General features: G+C 54.9%; 16 protein-coding genes. 7 read left to right on the forward strand and 9 right to left on the reverse strand.

The genetic code is table 11. The annotated features are described in order from the left end of the window. The first annotated feature begins 100 nt into the window (after positions 1 to 100). From DB51_RS01410 to DB51_RS01420, 3 genes are all read left to right on the forward strand, one after another. Complete coding sequence (locus tag DB51_RS01410; protein ID WP_034250789.1) at positions 101 to 1381, forward strand: DUF5067 domain-containing protein; 1281 nt, start codon at positions 101 to 103, stop codon at positions 1379 to 1381. 346 nt (positions 1382 to 1727) lie between these two features. Beyond that, positions 1728 to 6455 (forward strand): ExeM/NucH family extracellular endonuclease, encoded by a 4728-nt coding sequence (locus tag DB51_RS01415; RefSeq protein ID WP_051867138.1) that lies wholly within the window; start codon positions 1728 to 1730, stop codon positions 6453 to 6455. 367 nt (positions 6456 to 6822) lie between these two features. Next, a complete protein-coding gene (locus DB51_RS01420) occupies positions 6823 to 7686 on the forward strand; it encodes a DsbA family protein (protein ID WP_156958174.1) in 864 nt (287 codons plus the stop codon). 213 nt (positions 7687 to 7899) lie between these two features. Here the strand turns inward: DB51_RS01420 and DB51_RS01425 are convergent, their stop codons facing one another. Beyond that, a complete protein-coding gene (locus tag DB51_RS01425) occupies positions 7900 to 8436 on the reverse strand; it encodes a ClbS/DfsB family four-helix bundle protein (RefSeq protein WP_034251175.1) in 537 nt (178 codons plus the stop codon). A gap of 322 nt (positions 8437 to 8758) precedes the next feature. On the opposite strand from DB51_RS01425, the gene DB51_RS01430 reads away from it, so the two are divergent. Further along, the gene (locus DB51_RS01430; protein WP_034250790.1) at positions 8759 to 9964 is read left to right on the forward strand and encodes an O-antigen ligase family protein; all 1206 of its coding nucleotides are present in this window, start codon (positions 8759 to 8761) and stop codon (positions 9962 to 9964) included. A 23-nt stretch (positions 9965 to 9987) separates the two neighbouring features. On the opposite strand, the gene DB51_RS01435 is transcribed toward DB51_RS01430, so the two are convergent. The 5 genes from DB51_RS01435 to DB51_RS01455 form a co-directional block, all read right to left on the reverse strand. Continuing rightward, a complete protein-coding gene (locus tag DB51_RS01435; protein WP_034250791.1) occupies positions 9988 to 11175 on the reverse strand; it encodes an acyltransferase family protein in 1188 nt (395 codons plus the stop codon). A 235-nt stretch (positions 11176 to 11410) separates the two neighbouring features. Beyond that, positions 11411 to 12481, reverse strand: a complete 1071-nt coding sequence (locus tag DB51_RS01440) for a polysaccharide pyruvyl transferase family protein (RefSeq protein WP_034250792.1) — start codon at positions 12479 to 12481, stop codon at positions 11411 to 11413. Between the two features lies 1 nt (position 12482). Continuing rightward, positions 12483 to 13481 carry a capsular polysaccharide synthesis protein gene (locus tag DB51_RS09665; RefSeq protein ID WP_051867140.1) on the reverse strand — a complete coding sequence of 333 codons (999 nt, stop codon included), beginning with the start codon at positions 13479 to 13481 and terminating at the stop codon, positions 12483 to 12485. A gap of 35 nt (positions 13482 to 13516) precedes the next feature. Then, entirely contained in the window at positions 13517 to 14545 is a 1029-nt protein-coding gene (locus DB51_RS09670; RefSeq protein ID WP_162174596.1) for a capsular polysaccharide synthesis protein, read from the reverse strand. 61 nt (positions 14546 to 14606) lie between these two features. After that, positions 14607 to 15758, reverse strand: a complete 1152-nt coding sequence (locus tag DB51_RS01455; RefSeq protein WP_162174597.1) for an MATE family efflux transporter — start codon at positions 15756 to 15758, stop codon at positions 14607 to 14609. A gap of 502 nt (positions 15759 to 16260) precedes the next feature. On the opposite strand from DB51_RS01455, the gene DB51_RS09680 reads away from it, so the two are divergent. Beyond that, positions 16261 to 17271, forward strand: coding sequence for a glycosyltransferase family 2 protein (locus DB51_RS09680; protein WP_051867144.1), 1011 nt, complete (start codon positions 16261 to 16263; stop codon positions 17269 to 17271). Between the two features lie 46 nt (positions 17272 to 17317). Here DB51_RS09680 and DB51_RS01465 read toward each other — a convergent pair whose 3' ends face one another. Together DB51_RS01465 and DB51_RS01470 are read right to left on the reverse strand one after the other, a co-directional pair. After that, positions 17318 to 18577 carry a glycosyltransferase family 4 protein gene (locus tag DB51_RS01465; RefSeq protein WP_034250793.1) on the reverse strand — a complete coding sequence of 420 codons (1260 nt, stop codon included), beginning with the start codon at positions 18575 to 18577 and terminating at the stop codon, positions 17318 to 17320. Next, positions 18574 to 19884, reverse strand: a complete 1311-nt coding sequence (locus tag DB51_RS01470) for a glycosyltransferase (RefSeq protein WP_051867145.1) — start codon at positions 19882 to 19884, stop codon at positions 18574 to 18576. Before DB51_RS01470 ends, DB51_RS01465 begins: the two co-directional genes overlap by 4 nt. A 198-nt stretch (positions 19885 to 20082) precedes the next feature. Here DB51_RS01470 and DB51_RS01475 point away from each other — a divergent pair, with 198 nt between their 5' ends. Further along, on the forward strand, positions 20083 to 21582 hold the full coding sequence (locus DB51_RS01475; protein ID WP_238548266.1) for a tyrosine-protein kinase domain-containing protein: 1500 nt from the start codon (positions 20083 to 20085) through the stop codon (positions 21580 to 21582). Positions 21583 to 21655: 73 nt separating this feature from the next. Here the strand turns inward: DB51_RS01475 and DB51_RS01480 are convergent, their stop codons facing one another. After that, a complete protein-coding gene (locus DB51_RS01480; protein WP_156958176.1) occupies positions 21656 to 22204 on the reverse strand; it encodes an arsenate reductase/protein-tyrosine-phosphatase family protein in 549 nt (182 codons plus the stop codon). A 49-nt stretch (positions 22205 to 22253) separates the two neighbouring features. On the opposite strand from DB51_RS01480, the gene DB51_RS01485 reads away from it, so the two are divergent. Next, complete coding sequence (locus DB51_RS01485; RefSeq protein ID WP_034250794.1) at positions 22254 to 24233, forward strand: DUF4012 domain-containing protein; 1980 nt, start codon at positions 22254 to 22256, stop codon at positions 24231 to 24233. Positions 24234 to 24288 lie beyond the last annotated feature (55 nt).

The raw sequence follows: 24288 nt of genomic DNA on the forward strand, positions 1-24288 counted from the left end.
ATCTGAGTGCAGTGAAATGGGTGGAAGATGCCGAGCCGTGCATGATGGTCAGGCCTGTGCCCTCTGAAGGGGGTGGGTCGCAAACAAGAGAGAGAACACAATGGGTGACACGAACAATCCTTATGGATCACTGCCTCCTGAAGACGCCAACGAGCATTCAGAGGATGCCGAGGCGAACTCCTCGAAAGGTGAAGAGGGAAAGAAGTCGGTCTGGTCCGACGGCTTCGAGCAGCAGGCGCAACGTCCATGGCAGACATCCGAGAACCAGCAAAGCAGCTCTGATGATTCCGGACAGGCGAATACCTACCAGCAGCCGCAGAATTATGCGAACAACGGCGCACAACAGCCTGACTCACAACAGTATGGTGCACAGCAGTACGGCACCGGACAGCCCGGTGCCTCTCAACCCGGTGCTTCTCAACCCGGTGCCCAGCAGCCATCCGGTCAATTCAACGGAGCCTACGGTGGCAACACCAATGCAGGCAATGCCTATGGCGCCGCTCCTCAGGGTTCGTTCCAACAATCTTCGTTCCAGCAGGGAACATACCAGCAGGGCGCATACCAGAACAACGGTAACCCCGGCCCGCAAGGGCCGAACGCTCCGATGACGCATCCATATGCCATTCCGGCAGGCCGTTCAGGAGCGCCGCTCAGTGCATTGGCTGTTTCCGGTCTGGTGGTGGGAATCGTCTCGCTGGTGCTTTGCTGGCTGCTGTCCCTCCTGAATGTTCTCGTATTCGTCGGTCTGGGTCTCTCGATTGCGGGTATCGTCGCCACCGGTCCGACGAAGGGCAAGCGTGGCAGAGGCATGGCCATCGCGGGTACCGTGGTCTCGGCGGTGGCTCTTGTGCTGAGCATCGTGTTCGGCACACTGTACGTGGGCGCCTTTTCCACCGGCTTTTCTGAAGCGCTGAAGTCGCATTCCACCGATGGAAGCTACAGCTACAGCTACAGTTTCGGTTCCGACTCGGGGAAGACGGTGAACAGCGATGCAAAGATCGTGGGCTTCGATTCCGGGCAGACTGCGGTCCTCAATATAGGCGATACCTATCTCGGTACTACCGATGACGGCGAAAACGTGGTTGCCGTCGTCTATAAGATCAAGAACACCGGCAATGCCAAAATCAGCTTCCTGGATGTGGTTATGGACGTTGCCAAGCAGAACGGCAAGGAGCTGGAAGTCAATTACAGCGCCGACGACATTGCGGACGGTTCGATTGCCGATAAGGTCCAGGACTACGACGACATCGCACCCGGCCAGGAAGTGGAAGTGGTCAGGGCATACACCCTCACTGATACCACGAAGACGGTGTCGTTGACGGCAACGGGCTGGGGTTCCCATGATTCGGAGACCCTCGCCGCTGATGTCACATTGAAGTAGTTGCCTTGATGCCGTAGACACACGGTATCTATTACCGTATTGAGGTCCCCTGGGCGAGCATCGACTCGTTCGGGGGATCTTGTCATATCCGGGACAATGTCGTCACGGTCTCTGCCGGGTTGCCACGGAGCGGAACCCTGCGTGTGTGCGGTTCGTCGAAGTGGGCTGTGTCGGCGCGCAACCGGTTTTGCGATAAATTAGCCCTGCGTTCATGTGCTTTCCACTGACCGTTCTCGATGATGGCATAAACAAGACTGGGAATATTCGTCATGCTCGCAACAAGGCCGCGCGGAATATGACGCGGGTCATTGCGAGATGCATAGGGGAAACACAGGGGAGAACAGGGATGCACAAATCTCAATATCAATCGGGCATGCGTCCGAAACGAGGACGTACCCGCGCCGCGGTCGCGGCATTGGTGGCTTCGGTCATGATGATGGCTTCGGCCGTCGTCGTCCCGTCGTCATACGCGGAAGATAACACGACAGCCCAAAGCACAACGGTCTCCGCCGCTCAGGGCTTGGTCATCAACGAGGCCTACACCAGTGGTGGCAGTGCAGGAGCTCGATACAGCAACAAATTCGTCGAACTCCTGAACACGAGCGATCATGCGATTGCCTTAAGCGGCATATCGTTGCAATACCGTCCATCAAGCAGCACGACAGCCGCGCCGACAAACGTTCCACTCAGCGGAGAGCTCGCATCGAAGGGGCACTACCTGATTTCCGGCGCTTCGAACGGCACTGTCGGACAGGCATTGCCAAACGCCGACATCACCGCCTCGAAGCTGAATCTCAAGGGTACCGACGGCACGTTGGCCCTTACGCAAAGCGGTACGTCGCTCGAAGGAGTGTCGGGCGACACCAGCCAGGTTTCTGGGGTCATCGACGCACTCGGGTACGGAAGCACCAACACCTACGAGAAGCGGGCGGCCAGCGGACCTGCAAACAATCAGGACGTCAAGTCGCTGACCCGCGCCAACGGTGTCGACACGAACGACAACGGTGCCGACTTTACGTTGAGTTCCGCCATCACTCCGGAAAACAGCAAGCGGCAGACCGCTGCCGACGGCTCCGATACCCCTACGACACCGAGCGATGGTTCGAATGGCGACACTTCGACCGACCCCCAGGATATGAGCATCGAGGACATTCAGGGCACGTCATCGGAGACACCGGTCGCCAGCACCACCACCGTTCGAAGCAAGGGCGTGGTCACTGCGGCATACCCGGACGGAGGCTTCAACGGCTTCTACATCCAGACTCCGGCGACCGGCGGGGCAATTGACCTTGCGACGCATAAGGCATCTGACGCGGTGTTCGTCTATTCCGCGAGCGATGTCTCCAAGGTCAAGGTCGGGGATTACGTCCAGGTCACGGGAACCGTCACCGAATACTACGGTCTGACCGAAATCAACGCCGCCACCACCGTAGTGCTCGACGAAAAGGTGCAAAGCCCCCAGCCGGCCAAGGTGTCCTACCTGAAGACGGACGCCCAGCGCGAGACCCTCGAAGGCATGCTGATTGCGCCACAGGGCGACTACACGGTCACCGATGTCTACGACACCAACATGTACGGCGAAGTCGGTCTTGCCGCTTCGGACACCCCACTGGTCAACCCTTCCGTGAAGGGCATCAAGGGAAGCTCCACGAATGCCGCCTACCAGGCCGAAGTCGACCGTGCGGCGCAGGAAAGCGTCCAACTCGACGACGGGTCAAGCCGCAACTACCTCGATACGAAGAACACCGCCAATGCGAACATTCCGGTGCCGTATCTCTCGCAGAGCAGCCCCGCACGCGTGGGCGAGTCCGTCACCTTCACCAAGCCCGTCGTGATGGATTGGCGCAACAGCGCATGGCGCTTCCAACCCACCTCGCCGCTCACCGGCGCCAACGCAGCAGACGTGCAGCCGGTCACCTTCAGCAACACCCGAACCGAATCTCCAAGCGATGTCGGCGGCAACATCAAGCTCGGCACCTTCAACGTGCTCAACTATTTCTCCACCACTGCGGAAGAGACGGGCTGCGCGACCAGCAACGCCTACAAGGACAAAGACGGCAACCCCATCACCGCGAAGAACTGCGATGTGCGAGGCGCATGGAACACCGCGAACAAGCAGCGTCAGCTGGCGAAAATCGTCAAAGCCATCAATGCTCTGGGAGCCGACGTGGTCTCGCTCGAAGAGATCGAGAACTCAGCCAGATTCGGCAAGGACCGCGATGCCGCGCTCGCGACGCTCGTCGAGGCGCTCAACGATGCGGCGGGAAGCGGCACCTGGGATTATGTGCGTTCGCCCTCGAAGCTCCCCGGCAACGAGGATGTGATTCGCACTGCATTCATCTACAAGTCCGCCAAGGTGCAGACCGTCGGCGACTCGGAGATTCTGCTCGATTCCTCGGCTTTCGATGGCAAGGGACGCCAGCCTGACGCCCAGGTGTTCAAAGCCAAGGGCGCAGCCGACAAGGATGCCTTCCTGGTGGTGTCCAACCACTTCAAGTCCAAGGGTTCCACCGGCGCGACTGGCGACGATGTGGACCAGAAGAACGGCGCGGGAGCGTATAACGCCACGCGTACCGCGCAGGCCAAGGACCTCATCGCCTTCACCAACAAGGTCAGCAGCGAACGCGGTGTCGAGAAGGTGTTCCTGGTGGGAGATTTCAACTCCTATGAGGCCGAGGACCCTATTCAGGAGATACTCAACGCCGGATACACGAATATCAGTAACGACCTGGTCAGCGAGAAGAACGGCAAGTACAGCTACGCCTATGACGGCGGTGTCGGCTCGCTCGACCATGTCTTCGCTAACGCCGCAGCGGTCAAGATGGTGACCGGAGCCGACATCTGGAACATCAATTCCGTGGAATCGGTGGCTCTGGAATATTCCAGATACAACTACAACATCACCAACCTATACAGCGACAACGTGTATCGCGCATCGGACCACGACCCCGTTGTGGTGGGTCTGAAGACCTCCGACGATGCAGCATCCACGAAGACCACGGTGAATCTGCTGGGCATCAACGATTTCCACGGGCGCATCGATGCCAACACGGTCAAATTCGCCGGAACCATCGAAGGTCTCAAAGCCCAATACCCGAACAACTCGCTGCTGATTTCGGCAGGCGACAACATCGGGGCCTCGCTGTTCGCCTCATCCGTGCAGAACGATGAGCCGACCCTGCAGGTGCTCAAAACCCTGGGGCTCAAAGTCTCCTCAGTGGGCAATCATGAATTCGACAAGGGTCTGAGCGACCTGACGGATCGCGTCGAAAAATCGGCGAACTTCGACTATCTCGGCGCCAATGTGTACAAGAAAGGCACCAAGACGCCGGTGTTGAAGGAATACAGCATTCAGGAGGTCGACGGCGTCAAGGTCGGTGTCATCGGAGCGGTCACTCAGGAAACACCCACCCTGGTTTCGCCCGGGGGAGTGTCCACCATCGATTTCGGTGATCCGGTCGAAGCGGTCAACAGGGTCGCGGCGCAACTCAGCGACGGCGATGAGTCGAATGGCGAAGCGGATGTGATCGTCGCCGAATATCACGACGGTGCAGGTGCGGGCGAGCCCGACGGCGCCACGCTCGAGCAGGAGATTGCGTCCAGCCCCGTATTCTCCAAAATCGTCAAGGACACCTCGTCAAAGGTATCGGCCATATTCACCGGTCACACCCATAAGGAATACGCCTGGGAGCACAACGGTCGCCCGATCGTGCAGACCGGCGATTACGGCACGAACGTCGGCCAGATCGTCCTCGAATACGACAGTGCGACGAAAGCAGCGACCGCGAAGCTCTACCGTAACGTGCCTCGCGTCACGACCGATGATGCCGAACTGGTCGCCCAGTATCCGGCCGTCGCCAAGGTCAAGACCATCACCGACGAAGCGCTCGCCCATGCCAAGCAGAAGGGCGAGGAGAAGGTGGGGTCGGCTTCGACGGACATCACCACGGCCTTCGTCGACGGTAAGCGTGATGACCGCGCATCCGAATCCACACTGGGTAATCTGGTCGCCGATTCACTGCTCTCGTCGCTTGGCGACTCGGAGCGTGGCGGGGCCGAAATCGGGATCGTGAATCCCGGCGGCCTGCGCGACGAACTCTACAAGGGAGACATCACCTACGCCGAGGCGAACGCGGTGCTTCCCTTCCTGAACAATCTGTGGACGACGACGCTGACCGGCGCCCAATTCAAGGAGGTGCTCGAAGAGCAGTGGCAGTTGGACGCCAAGGGCAATGTGCCTTCGCGACCATACCTGCAGCTCGGGGTTTCCAAGAACGTTTCGTACACCTATGACCCGGATGCGGCCCAAGGCAGCCACATCACGTCCATCACCGTCAACGGCAAGCCGATAGATATGAACGCCGAATACCGCATAGGCTCCTTCAGCTTCCTGCTGCAGGGCGGCGACAACTTCCGCACGCTGGCCAAAGGCAAGGACACCAGGGATTCCGGTCTTGTGGACCGCGACGCCTGGATATCCTACATTTCGCAGAATTCGCCGCTTTCCGCAGATTACGCTCGGCGTTCGGTGGCGGTCAAAGGCCTGCCGAGCAGCGAAGTGAAGGCAGGAGCCAGCTTCACGGCGGACTTCTCCAAGCTCTCCCTGACCTCAGTGGGAGCTGCCCAGGAGACGCAGCTCGTGGCAAGCATCAACGGTGTGGAAGTCGGCAAGAGTGATGTCGCCGATGGAAACTCCCAGCTGACCGTGACTATTCCAGCCGGAATATCGGGTGGGCTGACCTTGCAGGTCAAAGGTGTGAGCACGGGTCTGACGATGAGCTATCCGTTGACCGTCGCCGCCGCTTCGAACGATGGCGGGACGAAGGAGGATCCCAAGCCTCAGAATCCGCAGGCTCCCCAGAACCCCTCGAAGGAGGGCGATGGGAAGACCCAAGGTGCCGATGCGGCGAAGACATCCGCCGAAGCCGGTGCGAACGCCGCCGCCAAGCGGAACCTGGCGACGACCGGAGCAGACGTGTCGCAGGCAGGGCTCATCGTTCTGGCCCTGTTCATGGCTTGGGGAGCCTGTGCACTCAGCGTGAAGGCCCTGCGTCAGCGCGACGGAACTCGCTGACCGAAACACTCGCTGGCCGACATGTCCGCTGAGCGAGTGCAGGAGCAGTAGCCGGCATCGGACCCGCCCACAGTTGATACTGCGGGCGGGTCCTGCCCGTGTTGGCGGCAATAATCGTCCGTTTTGCCCTGGATATCGCACCATCCGCCCGAATTTTTCGTGTGTGTAGGGATTCTGGCGTGCATAAGGCCTACCTCGAATCAAGTAATGGCGGAATTGCGGCATTCTTAAACTCAGCAATAGGTGGTCTCAGCATCAATCCCTACACAAATATGCTCTCACTGCATGTTCGGGGTACCGTTGTGATGGCCGATGCCCATGATTACTTGAAGCTGTGATATTCGAACGCGAGAAGGGAAGCGTGACCGTGACAAGACCTGCAACAGGCAAGGATGAGAAGCTCGAAGCACTGAAGGCTGAACGCAGAAAGCAGACGCTTATTGGAGCACTGGTCTGTGCACTGGTTGTCGCGCTGGCGCTGGTGATTTTCGTGGTCGTGCACTCGCAACCGCAATCGGGCACTGCGGTCGACCAGGCCTATGCCAAACTGCAGCAGGTCACCGATAAGCCAAGCATTGCCACGAAGCAGGGTGGCGTGCTGATTTCCGCGGACGGCACCCCCAAGAAACATGTGCCCACAATCGAGATGTACCTCGACCCCTTGTGCCCGGCATGCGCTCAGGTGGACCGTGCGCTGAACCCGACTTTGCAGAAGCTTTTCGAGGCAGGGCAGATTAATGTCGATGTTCATGCGGTGACCTTCCTCAACCGTGCATCGAGCGATAAGTACTCGACCCGTGCGGCCTCGTCTCTGGCGTATGTGGCGGAACACGACCCGAAGCATGCGATTGCTTTCATCGGTGAGCTCTACGCCGAGGATTATCTGCCATCCGAAAGCAACTACACCTCTACCAGCGACGCTCAGATCGCGCAGCAGGCCGTCAAGGCGGGAGTCAGCCAGGGTATCGCAGAGGCCTCCGTTACCAGTGGGTATGGGAGTTGGGTCGATAGAGCAACCACGTACACGATTGACCGCACGGAACTCATTCAGAACGGCAGCAGCGGCTTCACCACACCTCTGTTCAGAATCAACGGCCATATCTGGGAGCGGCAGCAGATTGACAATGCCGACCTTCCCGAGGCTTTTGCCAAGAGCCTGGGTCTCTCGGCGTCGGATGTCGGCAACGCCAAGGTGCTGCCAAGCATCGGTGCCGATGGTGCGATTGCCTGATGTGAGCGTGTGAGCGTGTCAGAGTGTCAGGGTGCTCCGGAGGAAAGTTCACTGAATGCGAACGAGTAGCCCTGCCTTTACGATGCGAAGACAGGGAATCCGGTTCAGGATGATATATCGGATGTACAAAAAATCGTACATCGGATGTACAAAAAATCGTTTTGCGAGCATTGGCTGAACAGATGACTTGCTTTCGTGAGGCGAAGGCCAGTGCTAGAAATCGGTCGACTGAGGGGTCGCCGCGTTCAGTTTCTTCCATTTTCTGATTTTGGTGCGGAAGGATGTGAAAGGAGCGACGGTGTTGATGTGTATCCACTTCCACACCGGCCAGTTGGCGGGAGTCGAAGCAGCCCATGCTCTGCCGCCGGCTGTGAACAGTTCGGTGTCTGAGTAGGAGTCGGTCATCGAAATCATCTCGTCGACAGTTTCTCGGAATTGTGCGGTGAGTTCTGCAATGCCGCAATCGGCATATTCGTCATAGAAATGCTGGTACAGTCCGCCGAGAGCATTCCATCGGTATTCCGGATGGGGAGTCACCACCTTGTGGCCTTCGCTCTCTTCCCGCTCCCATCCGAGCAGCAGGCGCATCCAGCCGAGTTGGTAGGCAATCATCTGAGCGGGAGTCCGGTCAACACCGTCAACAATCAGGTCTTTTTCGGTGTCTGTCACCTCCGAGAATTCATTGATGAACAGCTCTGCCCGTTTGCGGATTTCACCGATGAGTTCCTGTTTGCCGTCGTATGCTCGCATCGCCTGCATTCCTCTCGCGTGTAGGTCCGTGGTCGTACCGTCCTCACCTGAATCCTACCGAATGCATATGCAAAACCAGTGGGAAATGACAGCTGCAGATGTGGAATTACAGAATGAGATGCCGTGCTTCGTCCCACATGTATCGCATGTATCTGCGTTCTGTGTCAGTAGAGTCTCGATTCATGGCGATGAATCAAACGCGCCGACAGCATCGTCGGTTTCGGATTCCATCCGAACGGCACCCTCAACGGGTGCATGGGTTTTATGATGTATATTAGCCAAGCTGATTATAATAATACGACATGACCAGAAAGGAAGCCTAGTGGATGCGGTGTTCCTGTTTGTGACGATGGTCATCCCCAAGGCGGGTGCGGTAGTCCTTGGTTTGCCGCTCACCCTGAATCTCTTGCTGCTGTTGTGCGTGGTTATGATCAACGTAAATCATGCCATTCTGGCGGTGCAGTCTTTCAAGGATTTCGGCGTCGTCTATGTGATGCTGGGCATATTCGTCGTGACTACGATGTGCCTGAGTCTGGCGTCCGGTGTGAGTCCTTTTCAGTTGTCCCAGATGCTGGTAGTCCTCATCTCGCCGCTTGCGGCGGTTTCAGTATCGCGCATTCGACCTGAGCTGATGTTCAAACTGGTGTGTGTCGCAGTGATAGTGGTGAACGCGTATGGCATGATTCAGTTCATCGGGGGCATCAGCAGAATGACGATACCTGGTCTGACAGTTACCTATGGTCAAAATATTGAGATGAAGAACATTGGGTACGACGGTTCTACCGACGGAGGAAACAAGATTCCGTCGACCTACCAGAACGGCAACAGCGTCGGCATCTTCAATGTGCTGGCGGTCTCGTATCTGCTGTCCTTCGTTTCCCTGGGCCTCTGGAAACGAACCCGAATTCTCGGCGTCATGTGTGGCCTTGTTGGATTGCTGCTCTGTGGTTCACGCTCGATACTCATCCCCTTCGTAGTGGCGTTCGCGGTGATGATTACAGCGTTTCTGAAGGAACTCCCCAAAGGCAGAAGAACAACCGCAACAACTGTTGTGACGGTCGGCAGTCTTGTGTTGCTTGTGCTTCTCGCCTTTCAACGGACCATCCTCGAACAGTTCTGGCAGAGAAACATTTGGCAGACCATCGAGGACCCGACTGCAGCAGGAAGGACAGGACAATGGGCGAGTTCCATCAAGGCAATGCACTCGCTTGACCTGCCGCAACTGCTCAGGCTCTTCGCTTTCGGTAAGGATTCCTCGATGCAGATAGGGGGAGAGGGGCTTCCTGCATTCTTCTTCACTTTCGGTATCGTCGCTACCGTACTGTTCTATGGCGGGCTGATGTTGGTTGTGTATCGTTGCTGGAATTTCAGGAGCGGCCGGCCCTTAGCGCTTGGGCTGCTTTGCGTCGTTGTGGCTTTCTGTGTGGACACCACGTATTTCTATCCCCCGAATCTGATGATGTTCTTCATCTTCGCGATGACGGTGGTGCGGGTACGTGATGGTGAGTCGAATCCGGTCCTCGTCTAGGAACTGGGCTCCAGTCCGCCACTCTATTCTTTTGGGCCTTCGGGGTTGCTATTCCGAGAACGGTGTTCTGATAGGCGCACTTGCCAAGTATGAACCAGGTCAAACAATCGATTGAAGAGTCTGCCTTTATGCCGGTCGATGGTGATGGCAAAGAGTGGTTGTCTGATGAGGATGTCAATGAGGATGCCAAATAGAGTGATGAGTATTATGACTCCGAAGGCATAGGGAAACAACCACGGTGACCGGTACCATTCCCCCACAGGGAACAGGTGCTCCCATAGCAACTGTCTGACGCTGGGATACACGTGGATCAGGTACACGGCGAAGGTTCCCGATGACAAAACGTTGACGACTCGGCTGGTGAAGTGCATCCGTGAGCATATGAGAAGCAGCCCAAGCGCGATTGACAATGTAATCGGACTCAGGGGTATCGATGCGATTCTTCCTCCGGTTACAGGCTCATTGAGAAATTCTCCGATGATATCCATAACGTATACGCTCAGCAAATTCAACGTGACGCCAAATGCCAGCATAGCGTAGGAACATTTTTTTGAGAGTATAAATCTCGGTCGATACCATCTAATAAAGGCAATGATTATGTAGATGACCACGAATCTTGTGATGCCTGGGAGAGTATCCAGAGCATAGCCGAGGATTACAGGTTGAATGCTGAAAAAGGCCAGAGAAAGAACGATAAGCATCGCGTGATTTCGTTTGGACAGCGCTCTGAGGCCTTGGGTCAGAAAGGGCCAAAGGAACAGGAATTGCAGATAGCTCGTCACATACCACCACAAGTTGGTTGATGAAGGGAAGAGCGAACTGAGCATCAATGAAAATGACGCCTGTTTGGTGGTCAAAGTCGTTATTGCGAACAGGCAGATTGAGTAACAAAGAACCTGTCGCTCCAGTAGCCATGCTTTGCGTGAGGCTCGTTTTAGCGAGACATGCTCTAGGCAAAGGAACCACGAGGAAATCATGAATAGTAATGTCACACCAAGTTGGCCCGTTGGAGCGAAAAGCGACTGCACTATGAATTTTGTAAGGTCAAATGGCTGATGTTCGAAGGAAAAGGAAGCGGTGTTTTGGCTCAGGGATGAGAAGTGGGCGCCTACGATTGCCAGCATCGCGATAATGCGAAGCGCCTCAAAGGGCGACTGGCGAACCGTTCTGGCGAACCGTTCTTCGCGGGGGGGGGGGCTGGGCAAGGGCATGAGCGAACCTCTGGCGTAAGGCATTCGATTATAAATATATACAGTATATATGAAATTGTGCCGTTGTGATTCAGGCCCTGTCTGAGGTCGCCGAGAGGGATGCATTTTTGCTAATTCGACAAGTATGCAACCGCAGCACCAGATGAAGTAGCAACAAACAAGGTAGTGAAACTTTCAAGAATTCCGTTTCGGTGAAGCTCCAGATTGTACTGTTGCGACAGGTTTCAAATATCTCTTAGCTATGTTTTTCGACTCGCGTTTGGTATGCAGCCAATAGTTCTATGAGTTTTTCTAGTTGTTGTAGTGATAACGCACTGGTGTTGCCGGCATCGTATCCATCGGCATATTCTTTCTGGAAGACGCTGAGTTTCTCGAAAATCGGGATTGGCACTACCTTGCAGTCGTATTCCAGACCGAGTATGCATGCATGCATCCGGCAAGAGACGACGAGTTGGGTTTTCGAGAGTAGGGCGATAAACGAAGTGAGGCTTGGGGCATCGATATATCTTGCATCAAGACCATGCTCAGTCGCATACCGAGCTAGTCTGTTGGCGGTATCTACATCCTCACGTGTCGTTGTGGTGAAAGCAACTCTGGCTGTGGGAGAGGTGTGCTGTGTTATAAGGCGCAATATGTAATCGAAATACTCCTCCTCTGAGGCCACACCGAGGAATGTCGATAAAGAAACCGAATATGCCATCGGTACGCATAGCGTTAGGTCCCGCTTGTACTGGACAGAGGTATCTTCAGAGGCAATCGAGCGGTAAGAGAAAACAACGTCGGGCGCATACTGAACATCACTGATATGAAAAGCGTCCTGTAGAAAATTCTGTGTTGAGTGGTCTCGTACAGATATATAAGAGCATTTTTCTAGCGCCTGAATATATCTGCTATCAAAACGTGGGTGTCGCGTGGAGTCGCGGCTGACGCCGACGACAACAATCGGGATGCCGCGTTTGTGCAATTCTCTGGTCCAGCAGAAGAACGCCGAGTTCAGACCCGGATGTTGCCCTATAAGCAGTTCACCGCCACCGATGACTGCGGCGGTGACGGCATCGGTTTTCAGGTATCGTCGTATCCGCAAGGTGTTTAGTAGGTCAAGTATCGCTTCGATGTGTAATACGCACTTTCCGACGAATGATCTGATCGGCAATGGAAGATGTGAGAAGTACTCCACACGGTCTTCGAAAGGCCTGCAGATTACATCGATATCGTGGTTCTTCAGGAATGTTGTAATGACTGTGTTGATGGCGACGTCCCCGAGGTTCGAAGTATGTCCCTGATTGATGAGCAATACTCGTGGCATGTCATGATGCCTTTCTGAGAGATTCCACAGCTTCGATGAAAGGCGCCATTCTGTCAGGTCTCGCATAAGAATCAGACGACGATAGCTTATACACTGTGGTTTGCCTGGGTAACGTTGTTAGCAGCGACCAGAATTGGCTTGTAGGAGCTTGTTCGAGTTGCGGTCTGAGCATTTCGCATTCCGTGTTGTTGGGTGGGAGTTGGTTGAATTCTTTGCTGATGGTGGGGATGTCTTCTCGTGCGATTTTGGCGAAGTGGTTGATGAGCAGGTATTCGAGCACCATGTCGTATCGGTTGAAGTACTCGGTGTAGATTGCTTTGAGGAATTTGAACAGCAGCGAGTGCGGCTGGGCGGCCATGAAATAACTCTCCCACACTGTAATATCCACGCATTTCGGTTCCATGGGAAAATTCGGGTTGAGTCCTGTGGCGTTCCAGAAGGGTCTGGTGAATATCTCGTCGGGCAATGGTGCGGTCAGGAGCACCGTCGCGTCGAGCCAGCAACCCCCATACTGTTCGAGTAATGCGAAGCGAATGTAATCGGTAAAGTGTGCGGCTCCGATGTTGTGTTGTCTGTACAGTTCGAGGACACGGGGACTGATGTCGACGTATTGGTTGATGGTGTCGAGTGAGACGACGTGAACGGGGTGTGTGCCGGCGTGGGCTTTGGTGTTGGCGATAAGGGTCGCAATAAAAGGCGGAGCGTTCTGCTCCCCTTGGAGCCAACACATCCAGATAGGCGCAGTAGAAATGTTGCCATGAGCGACTGCGGTTTCTTCCAGGCCTTTCCACCCGTCGGTGAAGGGGCCAAACTCACGACGCAGAAAACGTTGAAATTCACGGTTTCTTTGCTGGTTTATCCATGTTGAATAGGGTGTTCCAAGTATCCGATTGGTGACTTCTGCCAAATAATTGAGAGCGATGATTCCTAAGAACAGCGGTGATACATCTGTAGCGTATCTCATTAGTCGCAAGAGCCGCCTGCGTATAGTTGACATCATAGTTCCTTATGAATATTCGGGGCGCTTCTATCGAATCAATGTGCGCTGTTCTTCGCTATTGCCGTATCGGTGAATAGTTCCTGTATGGCTTGGATGAGTGCATCAACATTGTTTCCGCGCGAGTAAGGGTCTCCCTCGGTATGGGATAGCTTAAAGAGGTATGTATCGGCGGGCAAAGCATCAAGAATATTTCTGTATTCAGTTGACGGTGCACGGATTAATCTGGGTCTGAGCATTTCGCATTCCGTGTTGTTGGGCGGGAGTTGGTTGAATTCTTTGCTGATGGTGGGGATGTCTTCTCGTGCGATTTTGGCGAAGTGGTTGATGAGCAGGTATTCGAGCACCATGTCGTATCGGTTGAAGTACTCGGTGTAGATTGCTTTGAGGAATTTGAACAGCAATGCGTGCGGCTGGGCGGCCATGAAATAACTCTCCCACACCGTAATATCAACACAAAATGGGACGAAGAATGTCGCAGGGTTGAGTCCTGTCGCGTTCCAGAAGGGTCTGGTGAATATCTCGTCGGGCAATGGTGCGGTCAGGAGCATCGTCGCGTCAAGCCAACAGCCACCATACTCTTCCAGGAGAGCGAAGCGGAGCATGTTGGCTACGACATTTGCTCCGATTTTGTGTTGTTTGTAGAGTTTGAGGATTTGTGGGTCGATTTCGACGTATTGGTTGATGGTGTCGAGTGAGACCACGTGGACGGGGTGTGTGCCGGCGTGGGCTTTGGTGTTGGCGATGAGGGCAGCGATGAGCGGAGGTGCGTTCTTCTCTCCTTGTAGCCAGAACATCCAGATGGGTGCCGTTGAAGGATCGGCGAAGGGGACGGCGGTCTCTTCCAAGTCTTTCCACTGGTCGACGAAAGGGCCAAACTCGCGACGCAAAAACCGCTGAAACAGACCATCCCTGTATCTGTGAATCCTATGGCGGCAATAGGTGTTGGTGATTTTATGTGCGTATCGATCTACACGGGTCACTCGTCCAAGAAGATAGAACCAGAGAGAAACCTGCCGTGAGTGGTAATACAGGTTGTGAGCCTTTTGCCTTATTGCCGTAATCATTTGTATTCCTCGCATTGTTTGCTTCACTTGCTCTTCGCTGGACGGACTGATTGTGCCAGTCTTATTTCTTTGGCAATCGGATGCGCTGAAGCAGTATCTTCATGTCGGATCTGAGAGCGATAAATGCCAAGACCGCAATGATGAAGAAAATGCATAGTGAAAGGTAGGTATTGCCTCGCACTTGAAAAGATGCGCTAACCGCTTGAATGGACAGTAGTAATGCCCCGATGGTGAAGAAGAATGAATCGATCGGGATTTTCATAATTGTACGTGCCATGATGACGCGGACACCGAAAACCGTGGCGTTGCTTACAGTAAGAGCCAGGCTGGCTCCTTGCAGCCCTAATTTGGGTATTAGTAACCATGTGAGACCGGCACATAGGATAGCCCCGACAACAGTCGTCTTCATAATAAGTGATGTCCTCATGCTTGCCGCGTACACGGTTGAATAGAATGAACTGAGTTGGCTGAAATAGACGGCTACGAGTAACAGCGGAGCTAAAGTCCAAGCGGAATAAAATTGCCGCTGGAATAATATTGAAGCCAGCATTGGGCTAAGTATGATAAGCGCCGATATGCACACAGTGAGCACTGCATTTAGGCTCTTGAACACGGTCCCGAAAAAGTGTGCAGCTTCTTTGCTCCCATACTCTTGATATGCCGAGAGTTGCCATGCGCGAGAGAACAGTCCATAAGCGGCAGCAAGAATGTTGGGAATTTTGCCAGCGGCGGCGAATAATCCGGTTGCTGCAACTCCCAGCATCCCCGTGATGAAAAAACGATTAATGCTGGTGCTCATCCACCAGAGCAGAGCATCGGGAACCAGTGGAAGGCAATAGCGAAGCATCTTTTTCGAGATGATGAACAGTTGCCCCGAATCTCTCAAGTGCAGTTGGATTTGGAGATATATCTTTCCCGGGAAGAGGTAGCAGAAAACGCTGAAACCATAACCGATTATCAGCGATCCCCAATACCCTTGCACTCCCCAATCCAACACGGCGATAAAAACCGCCGCTGCCCCTCCCATTATTGTCGAACTGATAATTGAGATTCCCGCGATGAGTTTGATTTTGTTCAACGCCCGTGCGACCTGGCTCAGATATTCTGTCAGCACATTGAGCACAAACATTACAAAAAACTCAGCTTTGTATTCCCCTAATCCGCCAAAAATGCCCAAGTTCAACAGGGGAGGGCAGCAGCTGATGCGAGGCATCCGCCAAGAGTAACCAGTAAACCAATACTTATGCATTCCTGAGGTTTGTCCTTGCCTGCAAGAACGAATCTCATAGTCGCATCGCCTATGCACAGAGTCATCATAGGCAAGAGTAATGAACTGGTTGCGATGCCCAAGTCGGTCATCCCAAACTCCGCTTTGGATAGATATCCGGTATATAGAGGGATGAGAATGAAAGTGATGAGTTTTGTGGAGACGGTGCTCAAACCGAACAGGCCGATATTCGTCACAAGATTCTTATATTTGCCCAAGGGTAACCATAACCGAGGGCCGTAGGGCTTTCATTATGGATTTTCCTTCCATGCCAAAGGTCTCCTCTGCGCTAGAAATCGGTACTGCTCCGATTGTCGTCATTGCAAAAACAGTCATATTGTATGATTATTTACAATAAACCAAAACATTACCATGTTCGAAAGTGGAGGGTCATGCTCACTGCTGTGTCGCCGTTTGCGAGTTCGACTTCACCCATGGAGGCAAGGGCATGACAGCTATTTCGATAGTGATTCCCGTTTATAATGTTGAGCAATATCTCGAGGAATGCATTGAATCGGTGCTTACGCAAGACTATGAGGACTTCGAGCTCCTGCTCATCGATGATGGTTCTACTGATGGGTCGGGAATCATTTGCGATAAGGCTGCGGATAAGGACACCAGAGTTCGAGTGTTCCATAAACAGAATGGTGGTGTTTCAGATGCACGCAACTTCGGAATGGAGCGTGTGCGTGGGCAATTCGCCTTATTCGTAGACGCCGATGATACTTTGCATTCGTCCGCAATGAGCAAATCCATGGAGGTGTTGGCTTCCTCGGAATCGAAAGCCGATTGTTTGGTGTTCACCTATTGGTTGACTGATGAAACAGGTGAACACCGATATAGCGATTTCGAGGCGGGGTCATTTCCTCAAGAAGGAGTTGTCACCGGGAAACAGGCATTAGAGGTGCTGCTCAAGGATAAGATTCAGAATTATATTTGGAGAATATTATTCGCGGTGAGTATTTGGAAATCCAATACCATCGTTCTGCCGGTCGGGCAGATTTATGAAGATGTCTTTGCTCTGTATCGCATCTTCCTCGGTTCCCGAAATGTCATTTTCATGAACCAATGTTTGTATAACTACCGTCAACGAAGTGATTCTTTTATGCACAGGCCGTCCTTGAGCGGTGTTCTGCAATACAGGAACGCCTTCATTCAGCGGAGTCATGATCTGTGCGCGCAAATACCAGGGCTGTCCTCACTGTGTCGAGCGCAGATTTACAAGGCGCATTATCGTGTTGTCATATATATGCTTCGAAATGGCATGATGTGCAATCAACAGGAAATTGATTTGCTGCGTGAGTCGATTCACGCCCTGAAATCGGAAAAGTTCCGAGGGGATATACCCTCAGTTTTCTCTTTGAAACAGAAACTCACGGTGTCGTTGTTGAGATATTGCCCTGTGAACGTACTGTTGGGGGCAATCCGCCTCATGCGGAAAAGAGCCCACTTGGGGTGATGATTGATGTGTCGGTATCTGAGATGACTGGTTCGTCTTTCGTCGGTCAACACCCAAGAAGCTGATGCAGCTGGAGCAAATACTGTTCTTGCCTTGCCGAAGGTTTGCTTGTGCACTTCGCTTCCCTGTCGGGTGCTTCGAGATTCATATGCTTTTTAGCCGCCAACTCCCGCATCGCCGCAGTCAGATTCCGGACCAGGTCTTCGTCGCGTTCGAGAATCGCCACTCTGCCTTCGTTGACATATTCGGGTATGCCTCCGGAGCGCGTGGTGATGAGCGCTCGCCCGGAGGCCAGTGCTTCGATGACGGCGAGCGGGGCAGGGTCGTCCCATATGGACGGCAGGCAGCAGATGTCCGCCAGCGCGTAGATTCCGGGCATCTGTGAGTACTCGACGAATCCGGTGAACAGGATGCGTTTGCCCGCGCGTTCGGCGAGTCTGCGTAGATGCTCTTCGAAGGGACTGACGATGTCGGTGTCGACGAAAAACGAGCCTGCGATCACCAAACGAGAATCTGGAATATCCGCCTGATTGAATGCCTCCAGCAGTTCCGCCGCGCCCTTTTCCGGAGTCAACCGGCCGCTGAACAGAAATACCGTTTCGCTGCTTCTGATACCCAGTTTCCGGCGCCATGCGATTCCCGCTTGTTGCGTCGCCGGATTATCGGGATTGAAGGCATCCGTATCCACGCGATTGCGCCACACCGCACGTTGGTCCTTGCGAAGAGGGCCGATGCGCTCTTCAAGTTTGTCGATGATGAACTGCGAGACGCCCAGAACCTTGCGCACCTGCCGTATTTCCTTGGTACAGCCGAAGGTGCCGGTGACCTCATTGTGTAGATGGTAGTAAATCTTTCCTGCATAGCGTCGCGCGTTGCCGAACAGCTTGAACACGGCGAACAGCGTCGCATGGTTCTCAATGATGATGGCATCGGCTGCCGCATCATCGCTGACATTTGCCAGTTTCTTCGCCACTGCACGGATGTACCACAAGCGTTGCGCGATGAAACGGTAGCTCATGAGTTTCTGTTTGCGCAGTATGTATTTGGCGCCCCAGTAGATGCAGCAGTCCACAGCCCGAATCGGGATGGGTATGGGGATGAAAACACACTGAGTGCGGTGGTATTCCAGTGAGGCGTCGACTGCCTGCGGGGTCCGAACCGAATACACGGTGAAGTCGAAGACTGGATGTCTCTCATTCTGACGAATCAGCATCGTGTCAAGCGCTTCGACCGCCCCGCCCGAGGTATTCGGCACGGGGAGGTAGCCCGAAGTGACGATGGATACCCTGGTCTTTGCGGAGTTCATGAGCGCCGAACCGTCTGTATGGGTGGAAACGCATCGGGGCAGGCATCAGAGCGTTCGTCTGTGTGTTCGTCATCCAGACGTTCGCTTTCCTGTCGGTAATTTGCTGACGGCGAGGCGATGTGGACAGGCACCCGATTTGCCAATGAACGTTGACTCTGCCCTTCTGCGGCCAGACTCTGATACCAGCGACACAATGATTCCGCACTCTGCCTGATGTCGTAGCCGGCGGCGGCAAGCTCTCTGCTGTGTCCGTTCCTCTCGAATTCCGTCACCATGCGTTGCCGCGTGGCGATGTTCGCCAGATGCTCGCTCCACTGTGTGATGTCGGATCTCAACGGCAGTCGCTCGACTGCACCGGGAACGATGCATGCCTCGGCAGGGATGGCGGTGGAGGCGAGAACCGGCAGGCCCGTTGCCTGTGCTTCGATGACAGCCATGCCGAGACCTTCGTACAGTGACGGGAACAACAGGGCGTCGCATGCCTGATACAACGCTGAGATATGGTCTCGCACACCGAGGAAACGCACTGCGTGGTCGATATGCAAATCTCGTGCCAGCCGGCGTAACTCGACCAGCATCGGACCATCCCCGGCTACCAGTAACACCGCTTCCGGCACTTGAGACAGCAGTCCGGCGAAGACCTTGAGGGCGAAGGTCTGATTCTTCTGCGTGCAAAGTCGTCCGATGCAGGCGACGGTGAACTGCTGCGGTGATAGGTTCAGGGCGTCTCGTTGCCGATTGCGTATCCGGGGCGAGAAGGTGAACTCCGCAAGGTCGATGGCGTTCCTGACGATGTGAACCTCGTCGATGCTTCTCCACCGACCGCCGAAGAGCCATGACGCGGCATGGTGCGAGCATGCTGCGAGATGCGTGGGGAAGAGCCGTGAGCAAGTCTTCAGCATGGATTTAACCGCATTTCGCAGAGGCTCGCCGGGGTCGGAAGCGCTGTGGCTGTGCGCAATGCGAATGGGGACGCCTGCGAGTCTGGCCGACAACAGGGGGAATACGCTCAGCGCATTGATATGCGAATGAACGATGTCGGGTGACGTCGAGGCGAACACCCGTCGGCAAGCCAGGACGTGCGTCACCACATGCCTGCAGGGCGGAATAACGAACACCCGACCTCCGGACCGTTCAATCTCCTTGAGGGGGACCTTCGACGAATCAGCATCGACGATGAAATCGAACTGCACGCAAGATTTGTCAAGATGCCGGTAGTGATTCATCACCGAGCTTTCAACGCCACCGCCCACCATCTTGCCAACCACCACGGCGATACGAACAGGGGGATCATCGGAGATGGTCATGATGGCCGCCTTCCTTGGCGAACGAAACGATATGCCGTCACAAGCCGCTCCCTGTCGAGTGGTGAATGGAAACCGAGCTGAGAGAGCGGAATGGATGTTACTCATCCCACGCCTCCGCAAACCACGGACACTCATCATAACCAATATTTATACATATTGTTACAATTACGAGACATTGTATGGCGATAGGAGAAATCGGTGAGTTCCAAAGATGTGAAAACCGGTGTGACGGCATCTGTGACGACGACTCGGCAATATGGCGAAGAACCTGCAGGGGTGTCTCTGATGGACCTGGCGCTCTCTGTGCGCAAACACATCGTCACCGCTATCGTGGGCTTCGTGGTCGTGCTGGGGGCGGTAGGTGCCTATACCCTCTTGGCCACGCCCAAGTACACGGCCACGGCGGAACTCTTTGCGAGCTATGACTTCAGCGCGGCCAGCGCAGAAGACATCTCTGCGATTACGATGGCAGGTTCCTATATCTCAAACCAGATAAAGTCATACCCTGACCTTGCCAAAACGCAGGCGGTGTTGGACCCCGTCATTCGCAAGCTGGGTTTGGAGACCACTGCCAAGGGGCTGTCCGAAGGCATCACGGTGACCAATCCGGAAGACACGCTGCTCGTTCGCGTGGAGGTTGAATCCGATGAGGCGGCGCAGTCGCAGCGAATAGCGGACTCTGTGGCCGAATCGCTGTCCGAGGTGGTGGCGTCGTCGTTGTATTCGACATCGAATTCGCTTATCAAACTGGAGGTTGTCCAACATGCGTCTTTGCCGCAGCAACCCAGCACGCCGAACATCAAACTCAATGTGCTGTTGGGGCTGGTCGTTGGTCTGATGGTCGGTCTTGCCGCCGCAATCGTGAAAGACATGGCGGACACGCGTTTGCATTCGGCTCAAGACCTCGAGAAGCTGGCGCATGCGGCTCTGTTGGGTTCCATCCCTGAAAGCGAAGTGGTCGTGAGCAAGACCCCCGTGGTCATCAATGAGCCTGGTTCCCTGGTGTCGGAAGAGTACAGGCGCATTCGCAGCAATCTGTCCTTCACCCTGCCGGTCGAGGGTGAGCAATCCAGGTTGATTGTTCTGACGTCGACTGATTCAGGTGAAGGCAAAACCACGACCGCGGTGAACCTGGCCGTTGCATTTGCCGAGAACGAAAGCCGCGTGTTGTTGATTGACGCCGATTTGCGGCATTCGTCGGTGGCCGACAAAATGAATATCGATGGCACGGCCGGCCTGTCGCATGTGCTGTCGGGCCAGGCGCGAGTGGTCGACGTGGTTCAGACCTATTGGAAACCCAATCTGCACATCATGCCTGCGGGCGTCAGACCTCCCAATGCGTCGCTTCTGTTGAATTCCGCCACGATGCAGTGCCTGTTGGGCCAGGCGCTCAAACAATACGACTATGTGATCGTTGACACCACGCCGATGTCCATCGCCGCAGACGCCAGCGTCTTCGGTCGCATCAGCGATGGCATTGTGCTGGTGGCAGGGCGGGAACGTTGCGATATCAAAGAACTAACAGCTATCGTCGAACAGTTCGACAATGCGGAAGTGCCTATTCTGGGCACCATCTTCAACTTTGCTGAACGCGTGAAAAGGCATAACGGCAACTATTACTATTACGCTTCCGACCGGAAATCGAAACGCGGAAGCCGCCCCCGCCAGCCCAAGGGTGATTCTTCGACACGGCAGTGATTGCAGCCGTGACTGCAGTGCCGACAGTGTCGTGTCGGCAGTGTCGGCACTGCATGGAAGCAGAGGCTGAAGCCTAGCCTCTGATGGTTTGCGCGATGGTGTGGAGAGCGTCTTCGATTCGTTCGGCGATATCTGTGAATACTTCGAAAGGTTGCCCGAATGGGTCTGGGATGTCATTCCTGTTCGGCGTCAGCAAGCGTGGGTCGAGGGGTTGCATGAGGATTTCGAACAGGCGTTCTTCGGGGGCGGTGCACCGGATTTGGCCGGTCGATGTCAGGTGTTGCAGGATGCTCACGAAGTTGCTGATGGCGAAGGTCCTCCTCGTCATGGTCGGTGCCAGCTGAATGCTTTCGCGACGTTGCATCTGTTCAAAGCACAGGATGAGGTCAGAGGATTTGGCTATCGGCGTGGTGAGCCTGCGCGAGCGGAAATCGGCGGTTTCGGTGATTCCTCGTTGTCGGAGAATGGTGTTGCTGAATTCATTCATGGGTCGATTCACCAGGCCGTGCGTACCGGCGCTGGCAACCGAGATGGCGGTTCCTTCGAGATATCGACGAAGCAGGAACTCCCCGATAGGGGACCGGCAAATATTGCCTGTGCACACCAGAAGTATCCGCATCATCCAACCTTTCACCGCATTCTCCACCGTATAAGTTTATACACTATGCTTGATGTTCGAGTGCATCTGGCATCTGTCCGGATTCAAGAACTATCAGCGCTGTCAATCGGGGGTGATGTGTGTGGAGCCATATGAGCCGCAGTCGGATAAGTCGCATGAGAAGCCTGGCAAGGATTCGGAACTTCCTGGTGATTTGGAGCTCCGCAGTGAATCGGGAGCTCGCAGTGAGTCGGAATTGAGCACTGCACCGGAAACACGTCGACGCAGAAGGAATCAGGAACGGGCTTCTCGCAAGAGAGGCTGCAGACATCGGGGGAGGCTGGTCGGACTGTTCTTCGGAGCGTTGCTCTTTGCGGTTTTCGTATGCGCTATGTTTTTCGTCTACCATGCTTTCAGCCTGAAAGAGCACGTCACTGCTGTACGTGAAGAGGCATCCGCTCTGCAATCAGGTCTGCTGACCGAGGAGCGACAGCAGACCGCACGGCATCTTACGGTGATAGCCTCGCACCTCCTGGCGGCCGAAAAAGATGCGGACAGTCTGTCCTGGCGCATGGCGAGTCTGGCTCCTTATGTCGGTTCGGATATACGTGCAGTGAGGACGCTGGCCGCTGGTTTGGGCGATATCGCCAACAACGCTCTGCCTCAGCTCGAACAGGCTGTCACAATATTTTCCGTTCAGGATGTGGCGATAGCCGACGGTGCCGTCTCCCTGCCGAATCTTGCGCAGGCGGCTCCGCACCTCACAGAGGCGAGCACTTCCATACACCTCGCCGCACAGCGACTGACGGGCATGCCGGAAGCCAGAGTCCCCGAGTTGCGCAGCCAGATAGATGAGGCGACTGAACTGTTCCGGTCCGTTGATGCCGGTATCGAGGCTGTGGCGAATTTCGCCGAGATCGCTCCGCAGATGCTTGGTCTGAATGGTGAAGCGCAGAGAAGCTATCTGGTGCTGTCGCAGAACAACGCGGAACTGCGGCCTCGAGGAGGGATGCCCGGCTCATGGGGGATTGTGACCAGTGAGAACGGCAAGCTGGGCGTGGAACCCTTCGTGTCGGTCGGAGAACTCGGGTGGATGAAAGAGCCGGTGGTCAAACTCTCAGTGGAGGAGGAGCAGCTGTTCACCAGTAAGCTGGCGAGAATCGGGCAGGATGTCAACTTCACCCCCGACTTCCCGCGTACCGGTGAAATCGCCAAGGCCATGTGGATGGAACGATTCGGGCGCGAGGTCGACGGCGTGATAGCGATTGACCCTGCCGCCCTGCAACACGTATTGGCCGTCACGGGTCCGGTCACGCTCTCCGACGGTACGACCTTGGATGGGGAGAACGCGGAAGAACAGTTGTTGCATCAGATATATCTGGAGAAACCCGTACAGCAGCAGGACGCGTTCTTTGCCGAGGCTGCGGCAGCCGCATTCACTGGTCTTATGACGTATCGGGGAAGCCCTCTCCCCTGCATGCTTGCCATCGCCCAGTCTGCGTCCGAAGGGCATGTATTGCTTTGGAGCGCGCATCAGGACGAGCAGCGAGTACTGAATTCCACCGGCATTTCAGGCGTTCTGGTCACGGAAACCGACGACCCGCGTATAGGTGTCTATTTTACTGACCAGACACAGTCGAAGATGGATTGGTTCTTGCGTCGCGAGGTATCCATCGTCTCCGAACGGGTGATTGACGGTGCTGTTCGCGAATACGAGGTCGAAGTCTCGCTGAGTAATACGATGACCGAGGAACAGGTCGGCGTGATGCCGGGGTATGTTCTCGGAGGGTCGTCGAACAGTCAGCTGCGGCCCGGGTCCATAGATACGGCAATATACCTATATGCTCCGGCGGGCGGCGGAATAGTCGAATCGCAATTCTCCGATGGCGGCGGCTTCGACTCGATTTCCACTCACGAAGGTCTGACCGTGGGGTTGAAAACGGTGATACTGGAGCCGGGCCAGAGCATGGTCATGAAGGTTCATGTGCAGTCTGCCGTTGGTGTGCTGAAGGAGGCTCGTTTGGAGCAAACACCATATACCTTGGGCAGGTAGGAAACGATAGAAACAGATAACTGCACCAAAAGGACAGCTTTTCCGTGGAAATTAT

Origin of the sequence: Bifidobacterium crudilactis (assembly GCF_000738005.1) — a bacterium.
Classification (GTDB): domain Bacteria; phylum Actinomycetota; class Actinomycetes; order Actinomycetales; family Bifidobacteriaceae; genus Bombiscardovia; species Bombiscardovia crudilactis.

Coding starts and splice junctions, on each gene's coding strand:
- DB51_RS01410 (WP_034250789.1), top strand. CDS start 101: ATGGGTGACACGAACAATCCTTATGGATCACTGCCTCCTGAAGACGCC.
- DB51_RS01415 (WP_051867138.1), top strand. CDS start 1,728: ATGCACAAATCTCAATATCAATCGGGCATGCGTCCGAAACGAGGACGT.
- DB51_RS01425 (WP_034251175.1), bottom strand. CDS start 8,436: ATGCGAGCATACGACGGCAAACAGGAACTCATCGGTGAAATCCGCAAA.
- DB51_RS01435 (WP_034250791.1), bottom strand. CDS start 11,175: ATGCCCTTGCCCAGCCCCCCCCCCCGCGAAGAACGGTTCGCCAGAACG.
- DB51_RS01440 (WP_034250792.1), bottom strand. CDS start 12,481: ATGCCACGAGTATTGCTCATCAATCAGGGACATACTTCGAACCTCGGG.
- DB51_RS09665 (WP_051867140.1), bottom strand. CDS start 13,481: ATGATGTCAACTATACGCAGGCGGCTCTTGCGACTAATGAGATACGCT.
- DB51_RS09670 (WP_162174596.1), bottom strand. CDS start 14,545: ATGATTACGGCAATAAGGCAAAAGGCTCACAACCTGTATTACCACTCA.
- DB51_RS01455 (WP_162174597.1), bottom strand. CDS start 15,758: ATGCCTCGCATCAGCTGCTGCCCTCCCCTGTTGAACTTGGGCATTTTT.
- DB51_RS09680 (WP_051867144.1), top strand. CDS start 16,261: ATGACAGCTATTTCGATAGTGATTCCCGTTTATAATGTTGAGCAATAT.
- DB51_RS01465 (WP_034250793.1), bottom strand. CDS start 18,577: ATGAACTCCGCAAAGACCAGGGTATCCATCGTCACTTCGGGCTACCTC.
- DB51_RS01470 (WP_051867145.1), bottom strand. CDS start 19,884: ATGACCATCTCCGATGATCCCCCTGTTCGTATCGCCGTGGTGGTTGGC.
- DB51_RS01480 (WP_156958176.1), bottom strand. CDS start 22,204: ATGATGCGGATACTTCTGGTGTGCACAGGCAATATTTGCCGGTCCCCT.
- DB51_RS01485 (WP_034250794.1), top strand. CDS start 22,254: ATGTTCGAGTGCATCTGGCATCTGTCCGGATTCAAGAACTATCAGCGC.